A 25455-nucleotide genomic window follows, 5' to 3' on the forward strand; every position below is an offset into this window, starting at 1 on the left:
ATTATATCATGGCGGTATGAAACGCCAAAGATATCAGCCTTTGACCGATCCCAGCATCACGCCCTTGACGAAATGCTTTTGCAGGAAAGGGTACACGCACAAAATCGGGGTGATGGAGAAGACAATGGATGCGGCCCGGATACCCTCCGGCGTAATCGTCTGCTGCTGAACGCCTTCTCCGCTCTTGAGCAGCTCGGGGCTGACCAACTGGATCATTTGGTACAGCTTCACCATCAGGGACATCTTGTCGCCGCTGCGGATATAGATCAGCACATTCATATAGGAGTTCCACCAGCCCACCGCATAAAACAGGGTAAGGGCGGCGATGACGGGCATGGACAGCGGGATAATGATCTTCCAGAGGATGTACAGCTCATTGGCTCCATCCATGGAGGCCGACTCCTCGACTTCCTCCGGAAGGCCCTCGAAGAAGGATTTCATGACGAACATGTTGTATACGCTGATCAAAGCGGGCAGCCAGATGGCCCAATAGGTGTTGACCAGGCCAAGGGCGTTGACCAGGAGGAAGTGGGGAATCATTCCTCCGCCGAACAGCATGGTGAACAGCACCGCCATCAGCATGGCATTGCGTCCCTTGAGCCGTCTTTTGGACAGGGGATAAGCAGCCAGCATGGTAAACAGCATGTTCAGAGCAGTGCCGACTACTGTAATCAGGATCGTGTTTTTCATGGCCACAATGAGCTGTCCGTCATCAATTAGATTCCGGTACGCCGAAACATTGAAATCCACCGGCCACAGAAAAACCTCTCCGGATGAGATGGCTCTGCTGCTGCTGAACGAGGTGGCAATAATATTGATGAAGGGAAACACGGTTGCGCAGGCGCACAGCGCCAAAAACAGATAGTTCAGCCACCGGAATAAACCCGAGGTCAGGGTGGTTTTATTTTTCATAACGAGCCGCCTCCATTTACCATAATCCGTTTTCTCCCATGGCTTTGATGATTTTGTTGACGGATACCACCAGGATGAGGGCAACCACCGACTGGAATAAGCCCAGAGCCGTCGTGTAGCTGTATTGCAGGTTCTCGATGCCGCGGGTGTACACAAAGGTGCTGATAACCTCCGCTACCTTGGTGACGGCCGGATTCTTCATGGTATAGACCTGCTCAAAGCCCACATCCATCATTCTGCCTACCTGCAGGATGAGGAGAATCGCCGCGGTGCTGCGGATGCCCGGCAGCGTCACATGCCAAATCTGCCGCAGCTTGCTGGCGCCGTCCATCCGGGCCGCCTCATACAGGGTGGGATCGATTCCCGCCATGGCGGCCATGTAGAGGATGGTGCCGAAGCCGGCCTCCTTCCAGATTCCCGACATGACGAAGGAGACGGGCCACCAGAAGGTGCTGGCCATGAAGTAAATCGGCTCAATGCCGAACCAGCCCAGGATATGGTTGACCACGCCGGTGGAGGGGGACAACAGGGCAATGACAATAGAGCCTAACACCACCCAAGAGATAAAGTGGGGAATGTAGAGCAGATTTTGCAGCACCCGCTTGTAGCCGCTCTTGGTCACTTCATTGAGCAGCACGGCCAATACAATCGGGACGGGAAAGGCAAAGACCAGATTGTAGAGATTCAGCAGCAGGGTATTGCGCAGCACCGTGAAAAACTCCCTGCTGGAAAACAGCTTGCGGAACTGCTCGAGGCCAACCCAATCGCTGCCCCAAATTCCGTCTGCCAGCCGGTAATTTTTGAAGGCGATCATTTCTCCGAACAGGGGGGCGTATTTGAATAGAATGAAATAAACGGCTACCGGAATCAGCATCAGGTACAAATATTTGTCCCGATTCAGAACCTTCCGTAATGAGCGTTTAAGTTTAGTTGAGGGCAGGACCGGCGCTGCTGCCGGTTTTCCCTTGGCGGCTGACTGAGCCATGGCAGTTCTCCTTTCTGTCTGTCAGATCAAATAGTGGGGTTCGTCTGTGCCCTCAAGGTAACACAGGGCAAAGAGGGGCCGAAAGCTTCATCTTTTCTTCTGCTACACGATATTGGCGGAAGCAACCCCTTCTTTTTTTGTGTTTGGCTCTATTTTTTGGGGCTTTACGTTAAAATCAGCCCGGAGGCCAAGACACGGAAGCGGGGGAGAAGCTCTAACGAAACTATGGATCGCTATTTGACTGCAGGTAGGCATTTTTTAGATCTAACGAATCGTAGGATCGTTATTTGTCCAAATTTGTGCCGAAACGCTTTTAAACAGACAAATAGCGTGGTACAGATTCGTTAGATTTTTTTAGCGCCCGTTTTTCGCGAAATAGCGTGCCATAGATTCGTTAGCCGGACGCTGCCTGTTGGAAAAGCCGCACTCCGGCAGATGCTTCTGCGCGAAGTGCGGCCCTGTAACGGGGCAGGCGATACCTATTTGATCGCCCGCAGGAATATAGACACGGTTTCGGCGCGGGTAGCGGAGGCTGCCGGTAGAAACCGGCCCTGCTCATTCCCCTGGAATAATCCGGCGGCAGCTGCCGCCGCAATTCCTTGAGCGGCCCAGGAAGGGATCTCCGCCGCATCGGCAAAGGGCAGCGCCGCTTCGCTGTCATCAGCCTTCAGCGCCAATACCCGCTGCATGAAGACCGCCAGCTCAGCTCTTGTGACCTCCTGCTGGGGCCGGAAGGAGCCATCCTCGTAGCCCTCCAGCCATCCGGCCTTTACCGCGGCGGCGATGGCTTCTTCAGCCCAACTGCTGATGTCCTCTCCATCCCGGAACGGCAGCCCTTGGCCGGAGCCCGGCAGGGTTGGCCATTGTCCCTGGGATTTCAGCCATCTGGCCGCCAGCACCGCCAGCTCCTCCCGGGTAACGGGCCGCTCCGCCCGGAAGGTTCCATCCTCGTAGCCCTCCGCCAGTCCCAGGCGGATCGCCTTCAGGATGATTGCTTCCGCCCAATGCCCGGCAATATCCCGGGGCGCTTCCGGCTGAGTCGGCTGCTCCGGCGTCGAGCCTTGGCCTTGGCCCGGTTCGGGCTGCTGGCCGTTGTTCCCAGAGCCTGTTCCCGCTCCTACTCCCGGCTGGCCTGCCGGCGGAGGAACCGTTCCATTGTTCGGATTATTCACCGGGTCCTGGTTGCCTTCCGGACTCTCCGTGGAGCCTCCGTTGTCCTCGCCGTCATCGATTTCTCCCGGGTCATTCCCTCCCGGACCCGGTTCAGCTTCAGCCGCCCCCAGGTCCAGCAGCATAGGGGTGAACGGCGCCAGCTCCAGCTGGGCAATCTGCATCGGCTTCATTCCGATCAAGTCCTCGGCAGCTGCCACCGGCTGGCCCTTCAGCCGGACTTCAACAGTTTTCGGCGTCCAGCTGTAATTGGCGGCATTGAGCAGCACCCGCCCGTCATGCTCCGCCAGCCGCCATTCCACATTCATCACCGGCTGTTTGGTGGCCGCATCCACAATTTCCGCCTGCAGCAGATTCAAGCCGGATAGGATGGGAAGCAGCTCCTGCTTCAGGCTGGCCGCGGAAGGCGAGCTCATGGTGTCGGCGGTTCCAGTTACGGGAATGACCGTAGACCGGGACATGACATCATTGCGAACCTGAACATCCAGCGCTTGCTGATGGGCGTTGTACTGAAGCGCTTGTTCGCCCATTACCACTACAGTGCCGCCATGGTCCAGGTAGGATTGGATGGCGCTTAGAGTTTCGGCATCCACATACCGGCTGTCCGGCACCACCAGCAGCTTCAGGCCGGTAAGCTTGCCTTCAAGGATTTGCTTTTCGCTGATAAAACCGATCTTTTGCCCGGAATGGCTTAAAGCAGTATAGGCCCGGTCCACTGCGTCCAGATAAGCGGGACGGTACAGATTGGAAGCCTTGGAATATAGAATAGCTGTTTCGTAAGGAGCCTTCTGGAAAGCAGTCACCTGAGCGGCCAGCCGGTTCAAATCCAGAGCGGTTCTGCCAATGGCCGAAACCACATCCGGGCGGATTAGCACGCTGCCGGCCAAATCGCTTGCGGCGTCATCGGTTCTTTCCCACACCCAGATAATGGAGCCGCTGCGCCCGTGAATGGCCCCTTGCCAGAGATCGTTGCGGACATGGGGAACCTGCTCGGGTACAAGCCGCGTGTCCTTATCGGGAATAATATGGTCTTCGGTATTGATCACCGGAGCCTCCTTGAACGAGGCCAGAAGATCATAGAATTTCAGCTTCTCGGTGATGGTGGCCCCCTCGCTGTACAAGAAGTTCCAGGCGTCCAGGCCGTTCAGCTGGCTTAGCCCGGAAATCTGCTCCGGGTCCACTCCCCAGGACAGGGGGGACTTGGCCAACTGTTCCTTGGACAGGGCGCCGGCCATAATTTTCACGTTCAGGGGAATATCCGGCGCCATTTCGTGAACGAGGTCCGCCATCCATTGATGCCAGCCGCCAAATAACTGGTCATTGAAATTCACCCAATCATAATAAAGCGGTGTTCTCTCTACAGCCGTGGGAAGCATCACCTGGGTGAAATCGGTGAAGGCGGTTCCGTACACTTCATTCAACTGACCGATGCTTCCGTACAGCCCAGTTAAATACTGCTGCCAATCCGCCAAATATACCGGGTCCTTATAAGACATAAACACAGGCTCATTGGACAGCACCAGGTTGTGCAAAGAGGGATAATCCTTCACCATGGGAATAATGGTCCGGAGGAAATCCTCCACAACCTCCCTGGCTTTGGGATGGTCGAAATGATATTTGACAAACCCGGTATTGTTGGATTTCAGCTCCGGATATTTCTCCAGCAGGAAAGCCGGAAAATAATGGGGCGACAAGAGAAGGCTCACCGCCTGATTGTGATCGGCGGCATCCTGCAGCACCTTCTGGATATCGTTGCGGATGGAGGCGGTGGAGATGAGATAATCCTCCTTCACGGTGATGCCTTCGGTTTCAAAGCCGGGATACGCCGCCAGATTGACGGAGGTTCCGCTCTCTTCTACGCTGATGTTGTCAATATACAGGGCATCGGTGACATTTTCCGAAAGAATGCGCAGGTCCATGCCGGTTTCGGCGCTGCCGCTTTTGTATGCCAGGGTAAGCTGCTGCCAGTCATAGGTGCCGTTGGGAATCGGCTGCCGTTTGTCGAAGGTGCCGAACCAGGCGTTATTGACATTCTCCCCCTTTGCCCATAGACGGATGGTGTATTCCGTGTTGGGCTTAAGGACAATCCGCTGCCATACGGTTCCATAAACATTGGGGCTTTTGGGCGAGTGGTTGGTAATCTTGAGAGAACGGTTGCCCTCCTGGAAAATATCCCCATCATACCGGAAAGTCGCCTCTGCGCCGCCCCATACCCCCTTGCTCCAGCCGATCAGGGAATCTGCCGCCAGCAGCACCTTATTGGGGCCGGTTTCAATCTGAATCATATTGGCTCCGAAGGAGGACATTTGGGGAACATCCTTGCGGACCTGGGCGAAATGGCCGTAGCCTGTAAAAAATACCGGCCCTGTTTGTTGGTTCCCTTGGGCATCCACAGTCTGGCCGATGAAGGAATAGCCGTCCAGCAGCACCTGCCCTGTCACATAACGGGGAGCGGTGAGGGGAGTGGCCGCCCCGCTTAAATAGCTTTCCAGACGGCTCTTGGTTTCCCGGTACAGCCGGTCCAGCTGCTCTGCCACATACTGGGCCTGATCCAGCCGCCCCTTCTGCACATCCTCCTTGCCGTAGGGAATGAATCTCTCGATAACGGCAATATCCACATCATCGTAATCCATGGGCAGCCCTTGCGCGGAGGCCGCATCCCGCAGCGCCTTCAGCTCCGGAAGAGCCGCTGCCAACCGATCCAATTCCTCCGCTATTTCATTGCCATTGGCCAACACAAGAACATTCCATTCCAGGGACCGGCCTGCGCCCTCCGAAGAAGCATCCCTTACCTCTGCAATCAGCTTCTGCGGCCCAACCTGGGAGAAGGAAGCCTGGAATTGCTTGCGCCAAACCGTATGAGCCGGTACCTTTGCCGAATCCCAGGTTTGATTGATGGCAGGAACGGTGATCTGGTACTCCTTTTCTTCCGAAGACGGGTTCAGCACATAAAGGGAGTAATCCACCAGTTGGCCCTTCTCCGCAGTGATCCGGTTCTCCTCCGCAGTGGCATAATCCCGGTCCAGCCAAGCGCCCCAGCCGGCATTCTGCGGAATCAGGAACAGATTTCCGAAGATGTTTTGGTCCTTATATTTGCCGATGCCCGGCGTCCATTCCACCCAATTTTTCCGTCCGGTACCGTCGTTGTCATTGAACAGAATATTGAAGGGGAGCGCCTGCTCCGGCTTCTCCTGACGCAGCGCCTTCCAGGGTATCGCCGCTTCATAGGTGGTTGTCTCTCCGGTGCGGCTGGTTTGCAGCTGAATGGCGTCTTTGCCAAGAACGGCGGTTCCCGCACTCCAGGACCAGACCTGGGCTTGGCCGTTCACATGGGCAAAGCCGTATTCGGGACCAAACATGGCATCCGTTCCCGCGGCAAGCTGGATGCTGTCCCCAGACCACATGGAAGCGCCCGACAAAGCATAATGGACGTTATCCGTCACTTGCACTCCCAGATACAGATTGTCCTCATCGTAGGCAAACCTAACCTTGGCCGAAAGATCCTGGGGTCCTTCCCAGCTGGCCAGATTGGCCGGAAGACTGCCGCTTGCAAGCGGGAGGGTGATATAGCTTTCCCCGCTCCATTCCTCCAGGCTGCCGTCAATGGTGAAGCCATCCTTATAATAGACGGGAACCGCTTTGCCGTAGGCAAGATTGGCGAGGAACAGCTCCGCATCTGTATGGGTAACTCCGGCTGCCAAAGCTAATGTGTACTGGAAGGTGGAGACCGGGCTGGACGCCAGTCCCCGCTTCTCGGCATATGCCTTGATGGCAAGGGGGCGGTCAATGGCAATCGGCCCCGTATACCATTGCCGGGTGGGGGAGGTTGTCGGGTCTGTAAGATCCAGGGTGTAGTAAACAGAGGCGGATACAGTTGCAGTGGATAGAGAAACCAGCGTTCCCGGTTCCACCGCTCCCGGCGGAACATCCGCGGTGACACCTGCAACCGGCGCAAGGGTTTCAAAATCGCCGTTTTTGAGGAGATTTTGCGTAGTGCCCTTTTCTGCCATGACAATATCGTCAATCCATACTGCTTCAGCCAATCCATCGGACAAAATTACGAAGGGAAAAGAGGTGGTGGATGCATTGGTGGTAATGGTGAAGCTCACAGGCTGCCAGTCATAGGTGCCTTCGGGAAGCAGCTTGCGGACTGTCCACTCGGGATTCAGCATCACATTGACCCGGTTCGCTTCCACAGCCTTCACCTGCAGGGATACCTGGTACACCGTGTTTGGCTTTACCGTCACATGCTGGCGGATGGCCAAAAAGACATTGTTGGTTTTGGGCGTCCGGTTTACAAGCTTCAGCGACCCTGCCGATCCGGCGTAGGTTTGTTCATGGTCAATGTAGGCTTCACCGTCCGCCCCATTATTGTTGTAGCTGGCAGTCCATTGCGGAATATCGGTTATGGGCTGGGATGCAGCGAAGGCCCGGGGAATAACAGCGATATTCCCCAGCGCCAAAGACAGTGCCATAATCAAAACGGCAATGCGGCCTGTTAATGCCCTTGCTTTCATAGATAGACCTCCTTGAAAGTGGATTTTTGAGCGCTTAAGTATGCGCTTTCAATTTCCTGCAGTTGTTGCGCCCCTCCTTTCATCCGGCAAGGCCTACACTATCATCGAGTATATATATGGAAAAGATTCATTTATTGAGGTGCTACGCATTCTTTCCGCAAGGAGGCGCTTCATCTTTTGTGGGAGTCTTCCTTTCTTGTGGCTTTGCTGCGGAAATAGGGCCGAAACAGGAAAAAGACGCTTCTCCGCCAAGGAAGAAGGCGTCTTTTCCGCGTAAAAGCTCAGCTGTTATGGCTGCATCTGCAAAAGTCTTACCAACACCGATATGGTCTGGGCCCGGCTGGCAGCATCTGCCGGGAGAAATCTGCCCTGCTCATCGCCCTGGAACAGTCCCGCAGTGGCGGCGGCTGACACTGCATCTGCGGCCCATCCCGGAATGTCCCCTTGGTCGGCGAAGCCGGGAGCCGTCTCCGCGCTGCTCCGAAGCTTCATCATCCGCTGCAAAAAGACGGCCAACTCAGCCCTTGTCACCGCCTGCTGCGGCCGGAAGGAGCCGTCCTCGTAGCCCTCCAGCCATCCGGCCTGCACCGCGGCGGCGATGGCTTCTTCAGCCCAACTGCTGATGGCCTCTCCATCCCGGAACGGCAGCCCTTGGCCGGGAACCGGCAGACTTGCCCACTGTCCCTGGGATTTCAGCCATCTGGCCGCCAGCACCGCCAGCTCCTCCCGGGTAACGGGCCGCTCCGCCCGGAAGGTTCCATCCTCGTAGCCCTCCGCCAGTCCCAGGCGGATCGCCTTCAGGATGGTTGCTTCCGCCCAATGCCCGGCAATATCCCGGGGCGCTTCCGGCTGGATCGACTGCTCCGGCGTCGAGCCTTGGCCCGGGCCGGGCTGTTGCTGGCCGTTGTTCCCGGAGCCGGCTCCCGGTCCTGGTTCCGGCTGGCTTGCCGGCGGAGGAACCGTTCCGTTGTTCGGATTATTCACCGGGTCCTGGTTGCCTTCCGGACTCTCCGTGGAGCCTCCGTTGTCCTCGCCGCCACCGGTTTCTCCCGGATCATTCCCTCCCGGNCCACCGGTTTCTCCCGGATCATTCCCTCCCGGACCCGGACCGGGTTCAGCCGCCCCCAGGTCCAGCAGATACGGAGCGTAGGGCGGAAGCTCCAATGCCGCTCCGCTAAGCGAACGGCCCGAGATCAGATCCTTCATCGCCGCAACAGGCTCGCCCTGCCGGGTGATCTGGAGCTGCCGGGTTTCGCCGGTATAGTTCACCACATTCAACAGCAGCCGGCCGTTATAGACTCCGGTTTGCCAGCCCAGCTCCACGGCGGGAGCCTGGGTGGCAGTATCCGTCACCATAACCTCCAGCGCGTTCAGCTCTTCCAGCAGGGGCAGCAGCTGCGCCCGGATTTCCGTGGCGGTGGGCGACTGCAGCACACCTGCCCCGTATTGGGCGGGAAGGGTCAGGGCCTGCCCGGCAACAGCCTGATAGGCTGCGGCGTTTTGCGGCTGGTTATGCCCGTCCTTGGTCAGGGAATCCTCCCCGATGAGCACCACTTTCCCGCCTGAGGCGGCAAATTGCTCAATGCCCGGCAGCGCATCCGCATTGACATGGGCTGCGGCGGGAACCACAAGCAGCTTGTAATCGGCCAGCTTGCCGGCGGCAATTTGCTTCTCGGTGACGAAGCCGATCCGCTGCCCGCTGTAGGCCAGGGCGGCATAGCTTTTTTGCAGGGCATCATAATGGACATCATTATAAAGGCCCGAGCCTGACGAATAAAGGATGGCCGCCAGCGGCTTCTTATTCTGCAAGGCGGTTATTTCATACGACAGGCGGTTTAAATCCAGATTGGTCCGGCCGATGGCATTCACCACATCCGGCCTGTGGAGCACGCTTCCTTCAAAATCGCTGGTGACGTCATAGGTCCGTTCCCATACCCAGATGGTGGAGCCGCTTTTGCCGTGAACGGCCCCCTGCCACAGCACTGCCCGGAACCGTTCGGCCTGCTCGGGGGTATATTGGTCATCTCCGTCCTTGATAACGTGATGCTCCGAGTTGAAGATCGGAGCCGGATTGATGGAGCGCTGCAGATCGTAGAAGCCCAATTCCGAAATAAAGCCGTTGGGCCCGTATGCGATCACATTGTACGCATCATTGCCGTTAATCTGGCTGAACTCGGAGAACCGTTCATAATCCACACCCCAGGTCAGACTGTTTTTGAAGTTGACCATCACCTTGGACATCACAGGGATATCGGGAGCGACATCGTGGATAATGTCGGCCATCCACTCATGCCATTGGCCAAATTGCTCATTATTGAAGGCAACCCAGTCGTATGCGGCAGGGGTTGCCGTAACCGTCGACGGCATCGGCACTTGCCCGAAGGAAGCATACGCAGTGCCGTAAACAGTGTTCAATTCCCCGATGCTGCCGTAAATCTCCTCCAGATAGCTCTGCCACAGCGGCAGATAAAAAGCCGGGTCCCGGTTGGTCTGATAAGTAGGCTCATTGCTCAGGGTGATGTTGTGCAGGGAGGCGTAGCTTTTGACCACGGGAATAATGGCCCGCAGATAGTCCTCTATGACCTCCCTGGCCTTGGGATGATTGATATTGAACTTGATGAAGCCTGTGCTGCTGCTCCTTAATTCCGGGTACTTGCTTAACATCCAGTCGGGAAAATAATGAGGCGACATCAGCAGGCTGACGGCGATATCATGTTCCTCAGCATTGGCTAACGCACTTGCAAACACATTTTCCAGCGTTTTGGTAGAGATGAAATAATCCTTGTCCGGGTCATCTCCCAGATCCACTGTCTCCTCAAAGCCGGGATTCAGCATCAGGTTCACATCCGTGCCCGCCTCGACGGCGCTAAGATCATCAACCCATATAATTTGCTCATTCTCCGACAGAACGGTAAAGCTGAAGCTGGTCTCCCCCGCGCCGGTGGTATAGTTGTAGGTGATCTCCTGCCAGTCGTATGTGCCGGCAGGCAGCGCTTTGCGCAGGGTCATGCTGGGCCCGCCGGGCATCCAGGCATTCTTGACATTCTCGCCCTTCACCCAGGCCTTGAACACATAGGCGGTATTGGGCTTGACCTTGATGGATTGGGAAATCTGCTTGTATACATTGGGCAGCTTGGCCGAGGTGTTGACGATTTTCACAGAGGCATTGCCGCTGCGCTTCACTTCGGTGTCCACGCTGACGGAACCCTTGGCGCTTCCCCCTGTGCTGTATTCGGGAATGTAGCCCTCCTTGGCGATAATCATCTTGTTGGGTCCAACCTCAATTTGAATGGTATTGGCTCCGTAGTCCTGAAACTTGGGAATATCCTGCCGCGCTTGTCCGAAATGGCCGTACCCGGTGAGGAATACCGGGCGCACCTCTTCCTCCCCTGTGCTGCGGACCCGGGTCAGGCCGGTAAAGGCATTTCCCGAAGCGGTTAAGGGGCCGCTGACATACCGCGGCACCGCCTGCGGCACGGCTGTGCCGCCCAGATAGGCCTGCAGGCTGGCGAAGGCTTCTCCATAGAGCTGCTCCAGCGTTTCCGCTACATAATAGGAGCGGGTCAGGCGCCCCCGTTTCGCATCCTCCCGTCCGTATCCGATAAAGTCCTTGATGGTCGTATAGGCAACCCGCTCATAATCCGTAGCCAGTCCCTGTCCTTCCGCTTGCAGCAGAAGCTGCTCCAGAGCCGGCAATTTTGCCGCTACGGCATCCAGCATTTGATCGATCGTTGCCTGTCCGATAATAACCTCCAACTGCTGGCTGAAGGACCGGACAGCCCCCGTGGCCTGCTCCAATACGGTCACAGCTGCGGTATATTCCCCCTTTTCAGCCAATGTGAAGCTGCCTTCCTTGGTCAGCACTATACCTGCCGGCACAGTCACTTCCCGATTGATGCCCAGCAATTCCGACTGAATGGTCCACTGCCTGGGTTCGGAGGAGTAATTGGCCAGGTTCAGGGTATAGGGAATGTCCGCGCCGGCAACAGCCTCTTTGGGGACATTCACCCAGAAGCTCCAGGAATCGCCTTGGGGGACGCGGAACAGGCTGCCCAGCTGCTTGCCGTCCTTCACCCGTCCGATGCCGCTGGTCCACTCCAGCCAGCCCTTGCGTCCGCTGCCGTCATTGTCATTGACAAGCATGGAGAAGGATACGGGACCATCGCCGGGGGCTTGGGAAAATGCAGCCTCCCACGGAATGCGCGCCTCATACAGAACCTGGTTGCCCTGCTGGGCGACTTTAGCTGTTACTGTGCTTTTATCCAGCAGCGCCGTTCCATTCTTCCAGCGCCACACCTGGGTTTCCCCATCCTTGAGGTTAAGGCCGTATTCCGCCCCGTATACCCCATTCTCTCCAAAAGCGAACTGGAGGCTGTCTCCCGTCCACATATCCGCATCGGCAATGGCAACGTGCTGATCGTCCGTCACCTTGGCCGCCAGATAGAAGGCTTCCGCATCATAAGCGAACCGGGCTTCCACCGACACATCCTCAGGCCCGGTCCAGCCGTTAACCTGGTTCTGGGTGGTTCCGGCGTTAGGCAGCGCCAGTCCCGCATATCCGTCCCAGTCGTCAAGGCTGCCGTCTACCGTAATTCCAGCGGCATAGAAAACCGGAAGCTGTGTGCCGGCGCCCAGATTCTCCTGGAAACTGGACCATTCCGCCAGGCTTTCTCCCGGTACTCCCGTTCCCCAGGTGTAGGCCAGAAGGGCAACGGGGCTGGGATCGTATCCGGCCAGTACACCGCAAGCCTTGATGGCGGTGCCGCTCTGAACCGGAATCGGCTCCGCGTACAGGATGCGGGCGGCGGAGGACAGCGGATCGCTGCCGTCAAGGGTATACCAGACTTGCGCCCCCGCTGTGGAGGTGGACAGGGCAACCGTTGTTCCCGGCGGTACTCCGCCCGGCTCCGGCGAAGCGGTAATGGGCTGGACTTGCTTCAGCTTTACGCCGGAGAGCCTATCCACCAGATAGCTGGCGGCTGTCCGCGTCCCCCAATTGGCTGTAGAGTCTCCCCGTTTGGCATAGAGGGTGACTGCGGCAATCCGGCTTTTGTCCAGAGATGAGGCCGAATCCAGTTCAAGCTTGACGGTACTCCACTTGCCCGCCATTATGCGGGGAAGCTGCTGCTCAAGAATTTTTCCGGCGGCATCTGTCAGCCGCAGAGTCATCACCTCGCTGCCGGAGACTGTTTGCTCCAAGGCATATACATCCATTGTAACCGTTGTCATTTTCGTCAAATCTAAATATGTCGCTGGGTTCCATGTGTAGGCAAGATTGAAATCCTGCTCCAGGCTATCCGGGGCAAAGGTGAGCTTCAGAGCGCGCCCGCCTTCCGTGCGGGTGTTGTACACTGCTTCCGCAACGGTGTTTCCGCCGGCGTCAGACGTTGTCCATCCCGACAAATCCTCAAAGCCGTTCAGCGTGATTGCCTCATCCACACCGTCAAATCCCGCATTCCGCAACAGGTTTGTATCGGTGCCTTGCTTCTTGATGGATATGTCGTCCAGCCATACCGCCTGGGTCACATCCTCTACGAGAATGCGGAAAATAAAGCTTTTTTCGTTGCTTCCGGTAGTATAGGTGCGGGTTACTCGCTTCCAGCCGAAGGTTCCCGTTCCTGTTGAGGTTCTGGCGTTCCAGTTTTCCCCAAAGCTGACCCCCTTCACATTGTTGCCCTTTACCCACATGCTGAGCTCGTACTTGGTGCTTGGCTCGGCCTGAACGGTTTGGGACAGGTTCAAAAACACATTGGACGCTCTGGCCGACCGGTAGACAATTTTCAGCGAGCGGCCTCCCTCATGAGCCTCCGCTGCATCCACCTCATAGTCCACATCGGGCAGCCCGGAGTAGGTTAAATTCCATAGAGGGATGATCCGGTCTGCTCCATCCAGGCCAGGTGAAGCCTGGGCTTGTCCCGGCCCCCTCCAGCCGGGCGGCGCCAGGGAAATGACCAAAAGCAGGGACAGCAGCCAGACAGTGATTTTTCTTGCCATTACTTTTCCTCCTTGTGGTTATAAATGGCATTGCACCCCCTAACCTTATCATCCGCATGGCGGAAGAAATATCCGCTTCTTTTGTGGACACCTTCATTTGTTGTGGGGATGCGCTTTCATTTTTTGTGCTGCGCTCCGATTCTTATGCGTGGGGTGGCTGCCTCATTGATCCGTATGAGAAACAAAAGGAAGAAGCATGTCCCCAGCGAAAAACTGGGGAATGCTCCTTCCTTCTTTTGGCGTATTCCTCATACCGTTTGGCGGATCACCAGCCGGGCGGACAGAATGATCTTCTCGGGAGCCGCGTGGCTGTTGGCGATTCGCCTTCGCAGCGCTTCCACGGCCCGCGCTCCCAGCTCTTCCTTGGCCAGGCAGACCGTGGTCAGCGGAGGCTGGCAGGAGGCGGAGGCGGCAATATCGTCGATGCCGATCACCCGGCAGCCGGCCGGCGCCTGAATTCCTCTTGCCTGGAGCGAATCAAGGAGGGCCATTGCGATCCGGTCATTGGCGCATACGAAACCATCCGGCAGCCGGTCGGGCAAAAGCTCGTTAATCCGCCGCTCAAAATAGGCCTCCCAAGCGGTGGGGACGGCCGGAACCGTCCATTTGCCCAGTGTCAGCGAGGCTTGGGGATGGGCCTTCCGCCATTCATCGGCCATCAGCTTGCAGCCCCACCATCTTTCTCTGAAGCTGACAGCGTTTTTGTCCCGGCCGACAAAAGCGAGCAGGCGGCTTCCTTTGGAAATCAGATGTCCGCAGGCCAGCCGTGACGCCTCCATGTTGGCGTTCAGGACAACATCGGCAGGCAGCAGCGGGTCCTCATGATCCACAAGCACCATGGGCAGGCCGATGGCCCGCAGGGCCAGAAGCCTGCTGCGCGGAGTGATGCCCAGCACAATGATTCCGGCGGCATCCTCCGGCAGCTCCGGGTTCTCCGGATGTCCTGCCGATTCTCCCAGCAGCCGGCAGCTCCAGCCCACCGCTCTGCAGGCAGCATGTACCCCCTCGATGACTCTTGACCAATAATCCCGGTCCTCCTGAAATTCCTTGCTGATCCACAGAAGAACAGTGGCCCCGGTGTTGGCCTCATGAGACATCCCAACCTTGTAGCCGAGCAGTTCCGCCATCTCAAGCACCCGCCGCCGGGTGTCCTCACTGATGCCCGATTTGCCTGCCAACGCTTGTGACACTGAATATTTGGAGATGGAAAGCCTGTCGGCGATTGTCTGCATCGATATTTTTTTGGCCAAGGGGATTCTCCTCCCGGAAAAATCTGATTATCCTAACGGACCTAACGAAATTATAGTTCGGCAGGCTGCACGGCGCAAGGGAATGTGCAATCTTCGGGACAATTTTTCGCGGCAGAAAAAACCATTGACTTTGATGGACGCAGGGGGTAGAGTGGGGGCGAAAAAAGGCAGGGTTTGGCTAACAAACCTAACAAAGTATTAAATCTCATAAGGTAAAGGAGACCTGGCAAAATGGCAGCGATTATCGGAAACGCCTTGCCCAACATGCCCTGGCAGGATAAGCCGGCGGACTATAACGGAGTCGTCTGGAGAGATACCCGCAACCCCATTATCGGCTGGAACCCGATCAAAGCGGCATCCCGGATTTTCAACAGTGCGGTGATTCCTTATGAGGATGGATATGTGGGTATTTTCCGCGCGGATCACAAGATGGGAATGCCCTGTATCCATCTGGGACGCTCCAAGGACGGCTTAAGCTGGGACATTGAGGAGGAGCCCATCGTCTGGAAGGATGAGACGGGCGCTGATTACCAGCCGAATTACGCCTATGACCCCCGCCTGGTCAAAATCGAGGATACCTATTACATTGTGTGGTGTACGGATTTTGGCGGAGCGGCTTTGGGATTGGGAAAAACCAAGGATTTCAAGGAATTCATCCGCCTGGAGAATCCGTATATCCCCTTTAACCGGAACGGTGTGCTTTTCCCGAGAAAGGTCGGGGGCAACTATATTCTGTTAAGCCGCCCCAGCGACAGCGGTCATACGCCCTTCGGAGATATTTTCCTAAGCCAAAGCCCGGATCTTGTCTATTGGGGCAAACACCGGAAGGTGATGACCAAAGCGGCCGCCGGTTGGTGGCAGGATGTGAAGATTGGCGGCGGGCCGGTGCCGATTGAGACGGATGAAGGCTGGCTTATCTTCTATCACGGGGTTGTCGGGACATGCAACGGCCTGGTCTACAGCATGGGAGCCGCGCTTCTCGATCTGGAGTGTCCGTCCAAGGTGCTGTACCGGACCCGCGATTATTTGCTGACGCCGGAAACCCAATATGAAGCAGTTGGCTTCGTGCCGAATGTCGTCTTCCCGTGTGCAACCCTGCAGGATGCGGCAACCGGGCGGATCGCCATCTATTATGGCGCGGCGGATTCCTATGTGGCTGTTGCGTATGCCCAACTGGACGAATTGGTGGCTTACATCAAGGCTAATTCCGCTCTCGCTCCAGGGGACGAGAAAGAATATCGGTAAAAAGGCTGTCACATGAGAAAAAAGCCGTTAAACCCCTGCGGGCTTGACGGCACAAGAGTCGCTGAGCTCCGTAGCAGATGGGCTAAGCGGATGCTTATGCTGCTGGCTTTCCCTCGGAAAGCCCTTGGGGAACTCAGCGACTCTTAAATCGGTTTTTAGAGTAAATTTGTACTTTAGCGGAACTGAGGAGCCCTTATAGCCCGCCGCGGTCTCACATCGCCCCATTTTCGTCGTTTTCGCCTCCGCAAGAGTCGCTGAGTTCCGCTAAACCCCCACATTGCCGGTTTTGCCACTGTAAGGGTCGCTGAGTTCCGTAGGGACTGCGCGGAAATGAGTATACTATTTGATGGCGACCAGAAGCGCCCCAGCGGCAATCATTACTACACCGGCGGCGTTCAAGAGAGATAGTTTTTCCCCCAGAAAAATAACAGAAAGAATGACTGCAATCACCACACTCAGCTTGTCCACCGGGCCTACCTGGGAGACATTGCCGTACTTCAGCGCCACAAAATAAAACAGCCATGACAACGCCCCGGCCACACCGCTTAACAAAATGAAGCTCATGGCTTTTTTGTTGGCGGCAACAGTTGCGATCTGCCCCAGCTTCCCCTCATAGACCAAAACGCCTACCAAAAAAAGAGCCATGATTACCGAACGCATGGCCGTTGCCGTATTGGCATCCACTCCGGCCAGGCCAAGCTTGCCGAATATCGCCACCAACGCCGCCATGACGGCGGACAGAAGTGCATAAATCAACCACGAAGCCATTTCCGATCCCTCCAGCACCCAAGTTAGTTTTCTCATTTTATGTCATATACTACCCAAGAATCCGATGTGAATCAATGGAAACCGCATAGCCGCTGATGATGATTGGCGAACTCCTGCGATGATCTTCGCTGGTCATAATTGATATGTTATTATAAGATCATTCAATAACTGAAATGATTATACGGCTTGAACTGGCAAGTTCTATTGTTTACCGCCATTTTCCAAGAGGAGATAACAATGGATGATCACACGGAGAGTGTGTCAGTATCAATTCTTTATGTTGTATTGGTCGCTGCCCTCGTTGCGGTAGTCCTCGGCAATATCTCCGACCCGTGGGGGGTTTCCGTATGCTCAGCAGTCTTGCTTATTACGATAACCGTACGGAAAGCTGTTTTATACGAGTCGGAGCATTACCGTCCGATTGGCTATGCTTTGATCTTGCTGGATTTGCCGGTCATTGGACTGCTGAATGTTCTGGACCGGAGCGGCGCGGCACAATTATTTTACTTTATCTTGATAGGCGAAACGGCAATCGCATGCCCGCCGCGTTACAGCAAGGCAGTGGGTATCGTTTCATTTCTGCTGTATGCTGCTGATCTTTATTGGTTCAGAGAGTCCGCACCGGCCAACACGATATTGGCCGACCTGGCCTTTGGCGCTTTAGCATTCTCATTGAGATTGGCCTTTCTATACATTCTGCGCATTCAATTCAGCCAAAGGGAATCATTGATGCGGGCATTGTTCGATCTTAAGGTCACATCCAAACAATTGGAGGACGCGAACAACCGATTGAAGGAAGCTTCGGAGCAAATACAGGAACTGACTGTACTGGAGGAACGCAATCGCATGGCCCGGGAAATTCATGATACCGTCGGTCACACGTTAACGACAGTGCTCATGGGCTTGGAGGCGGGAGAGCGGTTAATCCCAATAGACTCTGCGGAGGCAGTGGAGAAGATTCGCCTGGCCAAACGGCAAATACGGAATGGTCTGAATGATGTTCGGGTTTCCGTAAGGATGCTGCGGAGCAATACCGAACGGATGGGCTTCATTCCTTCTTTGGAACTGTTAGGCCAGGAAACGGAGCGCCAGGCAGGGGTAACTGTGCGAATGGACATTGGTCCGTTGCCTTACCTCGGGGCCATAAAAGAGCAGGTGCTCTACCGGGCGGTTCAGGAGGGGTTGACCAACGGCATCCGGCACGGCGGCAGCACAGCGTTTCTGGTACATCTCTTCGCCCGGAAAGAAGAAGTGGATCTGCTTGTGCAGGATAATGGAACGGGTACAGATATGACAACCTTGCTCCCCGGCTTCGGGCTATCCTCCATGGAAGAACGGGTGAGGCTTCTGGGCGGAAGGATGGTTATGGAATCGTCCAAGAATGAAGGGTTCTTGCTTCGCATCATTCTACCGATAGGAATGGAGGCTTCGCTTTGAATAAGGCAATCCGCGTACTGCTGGCCGATGATCAGTCGCTCATCCGGGATGGTTTGCGCATGGTCCTGGAGTTGGAGCCGGATATAACCGTAGCCGGAACTGCACAGAATGGCGAGGAGGCGGTCGAGCTGGCGCAATGCTTGCATCCGGATGTTGCCGTTCTCGATATCCGGATGCCCCGGATGGACGGGGTGGAGTGTACCAGGCGGATTAAGGAGCTCATGCCGGACTGTAAGGTGTTGATTCTAACCACATTTGATGACGACATCTATCTGCTGGATGCTCTGGCTAACGGAGCCAGCGGTTATCTTCTCAAGGATATGGAGATGGAGGAGCTGGTGGAAGCGGTTCGGGACGCCGCTTCCGGCAAGATGGCACTCCCCCCTGCAATCGCCGGGAGGTTGTCCAAAAGTTTGGCGAAAGCTTCGGAAGCCATAAAACAGCAGCGTCCTCCGGCGCCTCCTGAGCTTCAGGCGCTGTCGGCCAGGGAACGGGAAATCGCCGCGATGCTGGCCCAAGGCTTTACGACCAAACAAATTGCTTCGGCGTTATTCTTAAGTGAGGGAACATCCCGAAATTACATCAGTGCCATATATGCCAAACTTGGCGTGTATGACCGCTCAAAAGCAATCCTCCGACTGAAAGAACTGGGTCTTTGACCGGTTCTTTCTTTATGTTTTGCTGGAAGCCTGCCCGTGTAAGGAGGGAATGACAAGTGTCATAAGAGAAGATGACGGCCGGATGACAGTTGTGATCTTTAAGAGTTGCCTGGATTGGAATATGCTTAGTTCATGAGCTTATGCTTCCGATGCCAGCTTTTCGCGATCGGCGCTGTACGGTGTCCAACTCAAAACTTTCAGGAGGCTTGAAGGATGAAGAAAACGGTTAAGCCTTTGTCCAACTGGACTTACTACCGGAACAATCCCAGAAGAGTTTGGTCCATGCTGAGCATCATCATCTTAAGTGTGTTTCTTTTATTTACTCTGCAAATGCTGATTCAGTCCGCTTTCCGGTTTTCGTATGTATCCAACGTGGAGCCCAAAAAGTTTTATTCCAGTGTTCTTGCCAGAGAAAGTCCCCTGACACCGGCGTTAATTGAGAAGCTGAATGCTTGTCCGGGCACGCAGCAGGTACTACCGGGAGCCTATGGATATTCAAATTTTCGAGGACTGCTGGGAGATGCATCGGATACGAAGGTGTACTTTCTGAAGGAAACAGATATGAGCCTCATGATGGAGCGGATGGGGACCAAGCTTGCGGAGGGCAGGCTTCCGGCTCCGGGGTCCAACGAAATTGTTGTCCATCAGGCCATTGCCCATAACAAGAAGCTGAAGCTCGGGTCGGAGATGGGAAGTCTCGTTGATAAACGGGAGCGGCTGTCCGGACGATATGTGATATCGGGTCTACTGGAAGGAAAAGCGGTGGTATCCTACGCCTCCTTCGAAACATTAATCAAGCAGTACGGCATTAATCCCTCAAGTGAATACCGCAATTATGCGTTTATGCTGCCGCAGCCGGAACGTCTGGCGGAGATGAATCGCTGTCTCGCATCGTTGCCGCCGGGAAATTATGACATCACAACCTATAACACCACCAAGCTCAAGTACGAGGAAGGAATGGAAGGAATCACCCTGCTGCTAACGGCCATCAGTTTCATTGTCATCCTAATCGTGACGATCAGCGCGGGTTTTCTTTGCTACATCTACTTTTTCCAACGGCGAAGCGAATTTGGTCTGCTGGCTGCCATCGGTTACTCGCGGCATCAGATTACGGTTCGTGCCTTCATTGAAATTGGGGGGCTTGCGCTGATTGGGTACGGGGCGGGCTTGGCCGGCGGGGTATTAAGCGGGATTCTTCTGAACATCGTTTTGTTCGTACCAAGAGGTGAACCGCTGATCCTATGGCAGGTGGAATACGGGCTGTCTGCTGCTTGCATTCCTTTATTCGTGGCTGTGACCGGAATGGTTCCCATCTGGCGGATGCTGAAGCGATTGGATCCGATAGCCATTATTGAAAGGGTGATCTAGAATGCTGGAAGGACGGGGTCTGACTCTGATGTACGACTTGAAGCTGGAAGAGCATACCTATGCTCTGAGGGACGTCGATTTCACCTTGAAGCCGGGGGAAATGGTCGGTGTTATGGGTCCCTCCGGCAGTGGGAAGAGCTCCCTCCTGTATGTTTTGGCTGGCCTGGTCAAGCCGACATCGGGAACGGTGTTTCTGGAAAACCAGGATTTGGAATCATTTCCCAGGAAGGATCTGGCCAAACGCAGACTGGAGAGCTCCGGGTTTGCTTTCCAGAGACATTTTCTCATTGACTACATGACGGTTCTGGAAAATGTTCTTGTTCCTCTGAACCGCTCGGATCATGACTCAGTCGAACAGGCGCTGGAGCTTCTTGAGGAACTCGGCATGGGAGCGCTGCGGGATCGAAGGCCTCCGAATTTATCCGGCGGGCAACGCCAGCGGGTAGCAATCGCCCGTGCTCTTGTCAACAATCCCCGTTATATAATGGCTGACGAGCCAACTGCATCCTTGGACCATGATACTGCGAATGAAGTCATGAAAATTTTAAAAAAGAGAAGCAAGGAGTCAGGGGTACTCATTGTGTCCCATGATCGTTCAATTCTGGATCAGGCGGATCGAATCGTATATTTATGGGATGGCCAGGTCAGGAAGACCTGAAAGGAGACCGGAGTCGATGAATCAGAATCCATATGAGGTCATGGGCTTGCCCTCTGATGCGTCGAAGGATCAGATTGAGTCGCGGTATTTGATTCTGGTCAAGAAGGCTAAGGCCAATTCCAAACGGATATGGACACAAGATGGAGATCAGGAACGGGATTGGGCACACCAGAATATGGAATTCCACCGGATCAATCAAGCTTATAAACAGCTGATGGGATATGCCGATACGAAGCCCAATCGCATCATGTTCCGGGAATTGCTGTTGAGCGAGAAAGTAAGTTATATATGGGAATATTACCGGTATCATATAGCAGGCGTAATGCTGCTTCTCGGACTGATGGGGTACATCCTATTTGATCAAATCACTAAGGAGCCTAAACCGCCGGGTTATGGAAACCCGGATGTCATTATTTCAATCATGGGTGAATTCGGCAATATCAAGACAGAAAAGCTCAGGCAGTCTCTCGGCGCTTTATTCCCCCAATGGGCAAATATCAGGATCAAGTCCATGCACACCAAAACACAGGTCCGGGATGAGTACGATGTAGCCGTACAGCAAAAGCAATTTTTGACAACAGCTTTCGAGACACCCCCGGATTTGTATCTGATGGATGAAACCCAATTCAACCGTTATGTGAACATGGAGTTATTCATGGGATTGGAGGGGAAAACAGCATCTCCTGACAAGCTGCTGGAAAAAGCGGTGATCCGACACATCGAAGGAAGCAAAGATCCGACCTCCCATACCTTCGGCGTTAACGTAACGGACAGTCCTCTGCTGCAAGGAATAGGATTGGTCGGGGACGTTATTGCCGGAATCCGGACAGATGCTCGCCGTCCGGAGCACGCGGAGCAATTGCTGGATAAACTGCTGGAGGCGGGATTGGATTGATCGGGATATTCGTCCCGGTCTTCTTAATTGGCCAAAAAACATTATAAAAAGCTACCCGGGAAGTGGCACAGCCGCCCATGATTATTGACGGAACCTCCGCTTTCGACTAAGCTGGTGGCGGACGCCTCAGTAGGCGAAAATCCGGGAGGACTTGAGATGAGACTGTTGCGGTCACGATACTACCACAAGCTGATCCTGTTTGCCGTATGCCTGATTACGCTGCCTGTTGCAGTGGTGGGCGGCTTCTCCTATTACCGGTCCTCCGACACCATTCAGGAGAAGGTGAACGGCAGCTCCTTGCAGCTGCTGATGCTTACCCGGCAGCAGGTGGAGCAATCCCTGGTGACGGCGGACAATGCCCTGACCCAATTCGCTTCCACCACCATCCTCTCCAAGGTGCTAACCAATGATGTGTCGGAATTGAACCGGAGCGAAAATATTCAACTGATCAATGAATTGCGGGAGGGACTGGGCCGGATCAAAATCTATGATCTTGGGCCGGGGGATGTGCAATTTCTGCAATTGCGGTATTCCTGGAGCTTATCCACTAATCACGGCTTTGCCAAGTATGATCAAGCGGAGCAGGATTGGCGGAATGTGATCGATGTCAAGCGGGGCGCCCACTGGAGCATCGGCGAGAATACGATCGATTACATCAAGCTGCTCCCTGTGGTTTCCCTGGACCCCGCCGCGGCGGTCATTCTAAAAATCCCGTATGAGGACATCAGCCGCTATCTGGCTCCCAGGCAGGAGATGGGGATGCCGTTTATTTATGACCGGGATTTTCATGCCGTTTATGACCGCCTGCCTTTGACGGCGGAGGAGCTGTCCGGTCTGTCCCGGTTCGCCGGACAAATCGAGGACACCGGCCTGAAGCAGGGCTTCATTCCGGTTCAGGTGGCGGGGGAGAGCTACAATATTATTTTTACCAAATCGGATTACAATGGCTGGACCTATGCTTCCTTCATCTCTGTCCGGGAAATGACCCAGGAGGCGGAAGCTATCAAGTGGTTCACTGTGGCGGTTTGTCTGGTGGTGGCGGCGGCCGGAGTCGCCATCTCCCTTCTGGGCACCAGGAGCATCTATACGCCGGTGAAACGCTTGTACGATCAGGTGATATCGCCCCACGCCCGGAGCAAATCAGCCAGAGGCAAGGACGAATTCGAGGAGATCGGCGAGAAGGTCCGGCATGTGCTGCTAAGCGAGAAGCGGATGACCAGCGAATTGGAGAATCAGCGCAGGCAGTTGGACGATTTCCTGATGCTGAAGCTTTTTCTGGGGGAAGACCGGCCCAAGGAGACGCAAAACAAGCTGGAGGCCCATGCGGCGAAGTGGAGCGGCATGAATGTGGTTGTGGTTGCAATCGACACGTGGGAGGGGACCCGTTACGGGGAAAACGACCGGAATCTGCTGCTGTTTGCCGCCAATAATATTGTATCCGAGTTGGTCGCACCCGAATATCGGCTGCTTGCGCCCATTGTAACGGACCAATCCATTGCGCTTCTTGTGGGCAGCCCATTCTCCTCCCGGGAAGAGCATGGGCAACTGCTGGACACTCTCACCGGGAGTATTCAGCAGATGATCAAAACATACCTGAACCTGCAGACCAGCATTGGCATCAGCCGCATGTTCCGCAGCCTGTCCGGCGCCGGCAGAGCTTACAAAGAGGCGCTGAACGCTCTGGATTACCGGATTAAGCTGGGGTATGAATCGGTTCTGTACATGGAGGATGTGTCGCCCAACCGGCATATGGTTCCGGAATATCCGGAAAAGCTGAAGAATGAGCTGATGGACGCCATCAAGCTGTATGACCGGGAGCGGGCCTGCGGGCTGCTCCGGCAATTCGCCGGGGAAATCTTCAGCAACCCTCTGTCCCACCGGGAGTACCGGATGATGATGATCGTGCTCCTGGCCGATCTGTTGAAGCTGCTGCGGGAATTCGGCGAGCTGCCGCAGGCCCTGTTCGGAGAGGAGAAATCTCTGTTCGACCAGGTATTCGAGCTGCGGACGCCGGATGAAATGATTCAATGGTTTCATGAACGGCTGATTATCCCCGCCATCGGGCTGCTGGAGGAAATGAAGGACTCCCAGCACCGCAGCATCTCCAATGAGCTGCTTCGCATGATTCAGGAGGAATATGATACGGACCTGACCCTGGAGGAGTGCGCAGCCCGCATCCATTACCATCCCGATTATGTCCGGCATGTTTTCCGCCGCGAAACCGGCATGCCCTTCGGTGAATATCTGGCCCTGCACAGGCTGGGCGTAGCCAAGACCTGGCTGGCGGAAACACCCATGAAAATATCCGAGATTGCCGAGAGGCTGCAATACACCAACCCGCAGAATTTCATCCGCTACTTCCGCAAAATGGAGGGGATGACGCCGGGACAATACCGCAATGCCCAATATGACGCGGACCGCCGATAACGGCGGCCGCGTTTTTTGGCGGTGGCGGCCAAAGCCGCTTTTGATCATAACAGAGCCGTGGCGGATTATTCGGCGCAGCCGGAGCTTGAGCCGAAGCGGATTATTGCCGGAACCGCCGGCTGTCCCGTATGCTGAAGCTGCTCATGAGACGGCGAAACGAAATGGAGGCATACGAGATGAAGCAACCGGATTTAATGGCGTCTTCCATAGAAAAACCCGCGCCCCTCACAGGCAGGCGGGAGCTGTGGAGGCATCGCATCCGCCAGGTCAGGATGGACTATTGGCTCTACCTGATGCTGATACCGGGACTATTGTATTTTCTGGTATTCAAGTATATCCCCATGTGGGGAATCATGCTGGCCTTTAAGGATTACCAGCCCTTCAGCGGCTTTTGGGGCAGCCCCTGGGTGGGCCTGAAGCATTTTGAACGGTTTTTCACCGATCCTTCCTTCTGGCTTCTGTTCCGCAATACGTTTATTATCGCCTTCTATAACCTGGTTTTTTATTTTCCGCTGCCCATCATTGTGGCCCTGCTGCTCAACGAGATCAAGAACGAGGTGTTCAAACGCCTGGCCCAGACTTTCATCTATGTGCCCCACTTTTTCTCCTGGGTGGTCATCTCGGGCATTACCTACATCATGCTGACCACGGAAGGCGGCATCGTCAATCAGGTGATTGAGTTTTTCGGCGGGGAGAAGATCAACTTCCTCCTTAGTGAAAAATGGTTCCGCACCATGATCACCACTCAGGTGATCTGGAAGGAAACAGGCTGGGGCACAATCATTTTCCTGGCGGCTCTGGCCGGGGTGGACCCTTCCCTGTACGAGGCGGCGCGGATGGACGGGGCCAGCCGGTTCCGGCAGCTCATTCACATTACGCTTCCAGCCATCCGCAGCACCATTATTATTATGCTGATTTTGCGGCTGGGGAATTTTCTCCACATTGGCTTCGAGCAGATCTATCTAATGCTGAACGGCATGAACCGGAATGTGGGTGAAATCTTCGACACTTATATCTACACCAACGGCATTCAGCGCGGCCTGTTCAGTTACACCACAGCCGTCGGTCTGTTCAACTCACTGGTGGGGCTTGTGCTGATCGTCGTCTCCAATACCCTTGCCAAAAAATTCGGCGAAGAAGGCGTGTATTAGTCCTTCCCGCATTGCAGAA

At 55.2% G+C, this 25455-nt stretch carries 14 protein-coding genes; 8 read left to right on the forward strand and 6 right to left on the reverse strand.

All coding sequences use genetic code 11. The annotated features are described in order from the left end of the window. Nucleotides 1-33 precede the first annotated feature (33 nt). The 5 genes from DQG13_RS17880 to DQG13_RS17900 all read right to left on the reverse strand — a co-directional run bounded on the left by DQG13_RS17880 (nt 34) and on the right by DQG13_RS17900 (nt 14828). Nucleotides 34-912 (reverse strand): carbohydrate ABC transporter permease, encoded by an 879-nt coding sequence (locus DQG13_RS17880; protein ID WP_113021146.1) that lies wholly within the window; start codon nt 910-912, stop codon nt 34-36. Between the two features lie 16 nt (nt 913-928). Then, complete coding sequence (locus DQG13_RS17885; RefSeq protein ID WP_113021147.1) at nt 929-1897, reverse strand: ABC transporter permease; 969 nt, start codon at nt 1895-1897, stop codon at nt 929-931. A gap of 479 nt (nt 1898-2376) precedes the next feature. Continuing rightward, nucleotides 2377-7584, reverse strand: coding sequence for an S-layer homology domain-containing protein (locus tag DQG13_RS17890; protein ID WP_113021148.1), 5208 nt, complete (start codon nt 7582-7584; stop codon nt 2377-2379). 288 nt (nt 7585-7872) lie between these two features. Beyond that, nucleotides 7873-13578, reverse strand: coding sequence for an S-layer homology domain-containing protein (locus DQG13_RS17895; RefSeq protein ID WP_113021149.1), 5706 nt, complete (start codon nt 13576-13578; stop codon nt 7873-7875). Between the two features lie 248 nt (nt 13579-13826). Further along, entirely contained in the window at nt 13827-14828 is a 1002-nt protein-coding gene (locus tag DQG13_RS17900) for a LacI family DNA-binding transcriptional regulator (RefSeq protein ID WP_113021150.1), read from the reverse strand. A 231-nt stretch (nt 14829-15059) separates the two neighbouring features. On the opposite strand from DQG13_RS17900, the gene DQG13_RS17905 reads away from it, so the two are divergent. Next, a complete protein-coding gene (locus DQG13_RS17905; protein WP_113021151.1) occupies nt 15060-16073 on the forward strand; it encodes a glycoside hydrolase family 130 protein in 1014 nt (337 codons plus the stop codon). A gap of 339 nt (nt 16074-16412) precedes the next feature. Here the strand turns inward: DQG13_RS17905 and DQG13_RS17910 are convergent, their stop codons facing one another. Further along, on the reverse strand, nt 16413-16841 hold the full coding sequence (locus DQG13_RS17910; protein WP_113021152.1) for an EamA family transporter: 429 nt from the start codon (nt 16839-16841) through the stop codon (nt 16413-16415). A 186-nt stretch (nt 16842-17027) separates the two neighbouring features. On the opposite strand from DQG13_RS17910, the gene DQG13_RS17915 reads away from it, so the two are divergent. The 7 genes from DQG13_RS17915 (at nt 17028) to DQG13_RS17945 (ending at nt 25436) form a co-directional block, all read left to right on the forward strand. After that, on the forward strand, nt 17028-18278 hold the full coding sequence (locus tag DQG13_RS17915; protein WP_146767169.1) for a sensor histidine kinase: 1251 nt from the start codon (nt 17028-17030) through the stop codon (nt 18276-18278). Next, nucleotides 18275-18937 (forward strand): response regulator, encoded by a 663-nt coding sequence (locus DQG13_RS17920; protein WP_220094405.1) that lies wholly within the window; start codon nt 18275-18277, stop codon nt 18935-18937. The genes DQG13_RS17915 and DQG13_RS17920 overlap by 4 nt, the downstream gene beginning before the upstream one ends. Nucleotides 18938-19150: 213 nt before the next feature. Continuing rightward, the gene (locus DQG13_RS17925) at nt 19151-20305 is read left to right on the forward strand and encodes an ABC transporter permease (RefSeq protein ID WP_113021154.1); all 1155 of its coding nucleotides are present in this window, start codon (nt 19151-19153) and stop codon (nt 20303-20305) included. 28 nt (nt 20306-20333) lie between these two features. Then, nucleotides 20334-20963, forward strand: coding sequence for an ABC transporter ATP-binding protein (locus tag DQG13_RS17930; protein WP_220094406.1), 630 nt, complete (start codon nt 20334-20336; stop codon nt 20961-20963). A 16-nt stretch (nt 20964-20979) separates the two neighbouring features. Next, the gene (locus tag DQG13_RS17935) at nt 20980-21858 is read left to right on the forward strand and encodes a J domain-containing protein (protein ID WP_113021156.1); all 879 of its coding nucleotides are present in this window, start codon (nt 20980-20982) and stop codon (nt 21856-21858) included. A gap of 156 nt (nt 21859-22014) precedes the next feature. Continuing rightward, nucleotides 22015-24285, forward strand: a complete 2271-nt coding sequence (locus DQG13_RS17940) for a helix-turn-helix domain-containing protein (RefSeq protein WP_113021157.1) — start codon at nt 22015-22017, stop codon at nt 24283-24285. A gap of 272 nt (nt 24286-24557) precedes the next feature. Next, on the forward strand, nt 24558-25436 hold the full coding sequence (locus DQG13_RS17945; RefSeq protein ID WP_397333992.1) for an ABC transporter permease: 879 nt from the start codon (nt 24558-24560) through the stop codon (nt 25434-25436). Nucleotides 25437-25455: the final 19 nt, after the last annotated feature.

Source organism: Paenibacillus sp. YN15, from assembly GCF_003285005.1.
Taxonomy (GTDB): Bacteria; Bacillota; Bacilli; order Paenibacillales; family NBRC-103111; genus Paenibacillus_AR.

What these genes read in the sequence shown, in the direction of transcription:
- DQG13_RS17880 (WP_113021146.1), bottom strand. Translation starts at nt 912, where the DNA reads ATGAAAAATAAAACCACCCTGACCTCGGGTTTATTCCGGTGGCTGAAC.
- DQG13_RS17885 (WP_113021147.1), bottom strand. Translation starts at nt 1,897, where the DNA reads ATGGCTCAGTCAGCCGCCAAGGGAAAACCGGCAGCAGCGCCGGTCCTG.
- DQG13_RS17890 (WP_113021148.1), bottom strand. Translation starts at nt 7,584, where the DNA reads ATGAAAGCAAGGGCATTAACAGGCCGCATTGCCGTTTTGATTATGGCA.
- DQG13_RS17905 (WP_113021151.1), top strand. Translation starts at nt 15,060, where the DNA reads ATGGCAGCGATTATCGGAAACGCCTTGCCCAACATGCCCTGGCAGGAT.
- DQG13_RS17910 (WP_113021152.1), bottom strand. Translation starts at nt 16,841, where the DNA reads ATGGCTTCGTGGTTGATTTATGCACTTCTGTCCGCCGTCATGGCGGCG.
- DQG13_RS17925 (WP_113021154.1), top strand. Translation starts at nt 19,151, where the DNA reads ATGAAGAAAACGGTTAAGCCTTTGTCCAACTGGACTTACTACCGGAAC.
- DQG13_RS17930 (WP_220094406.1), top strand. Translation starts at nt 20,334, where the DNA reads ATGTACGACTTGAAGCTGGAAGAGCATACCTATGCTCTGAGGGACGTC.
- DQG13_RS17935 (WP_113021156.1), top strand. Translation starts at nt 20,980, where the DNA reads ATGAATCAGAATCCATATGAGGTCATGGGCTTGCCCTCTGATGCGTCG.
- DQG13_RS17940 (WP_113021157.1), top strand. Translation starts at nt 22,015, where the DNA reads ATGAGACTGTTGCGGTCACGATACTACCACAAGCTGATCCTGTTTGCC.
- DQG13_RS17945 (WP_397333992.1), top strand. Translation starts at nt 24,558, where the DNA reads ATGGACTATTGGCTCTACCTGATGCTGATACCGGGACTATTGTATTTT.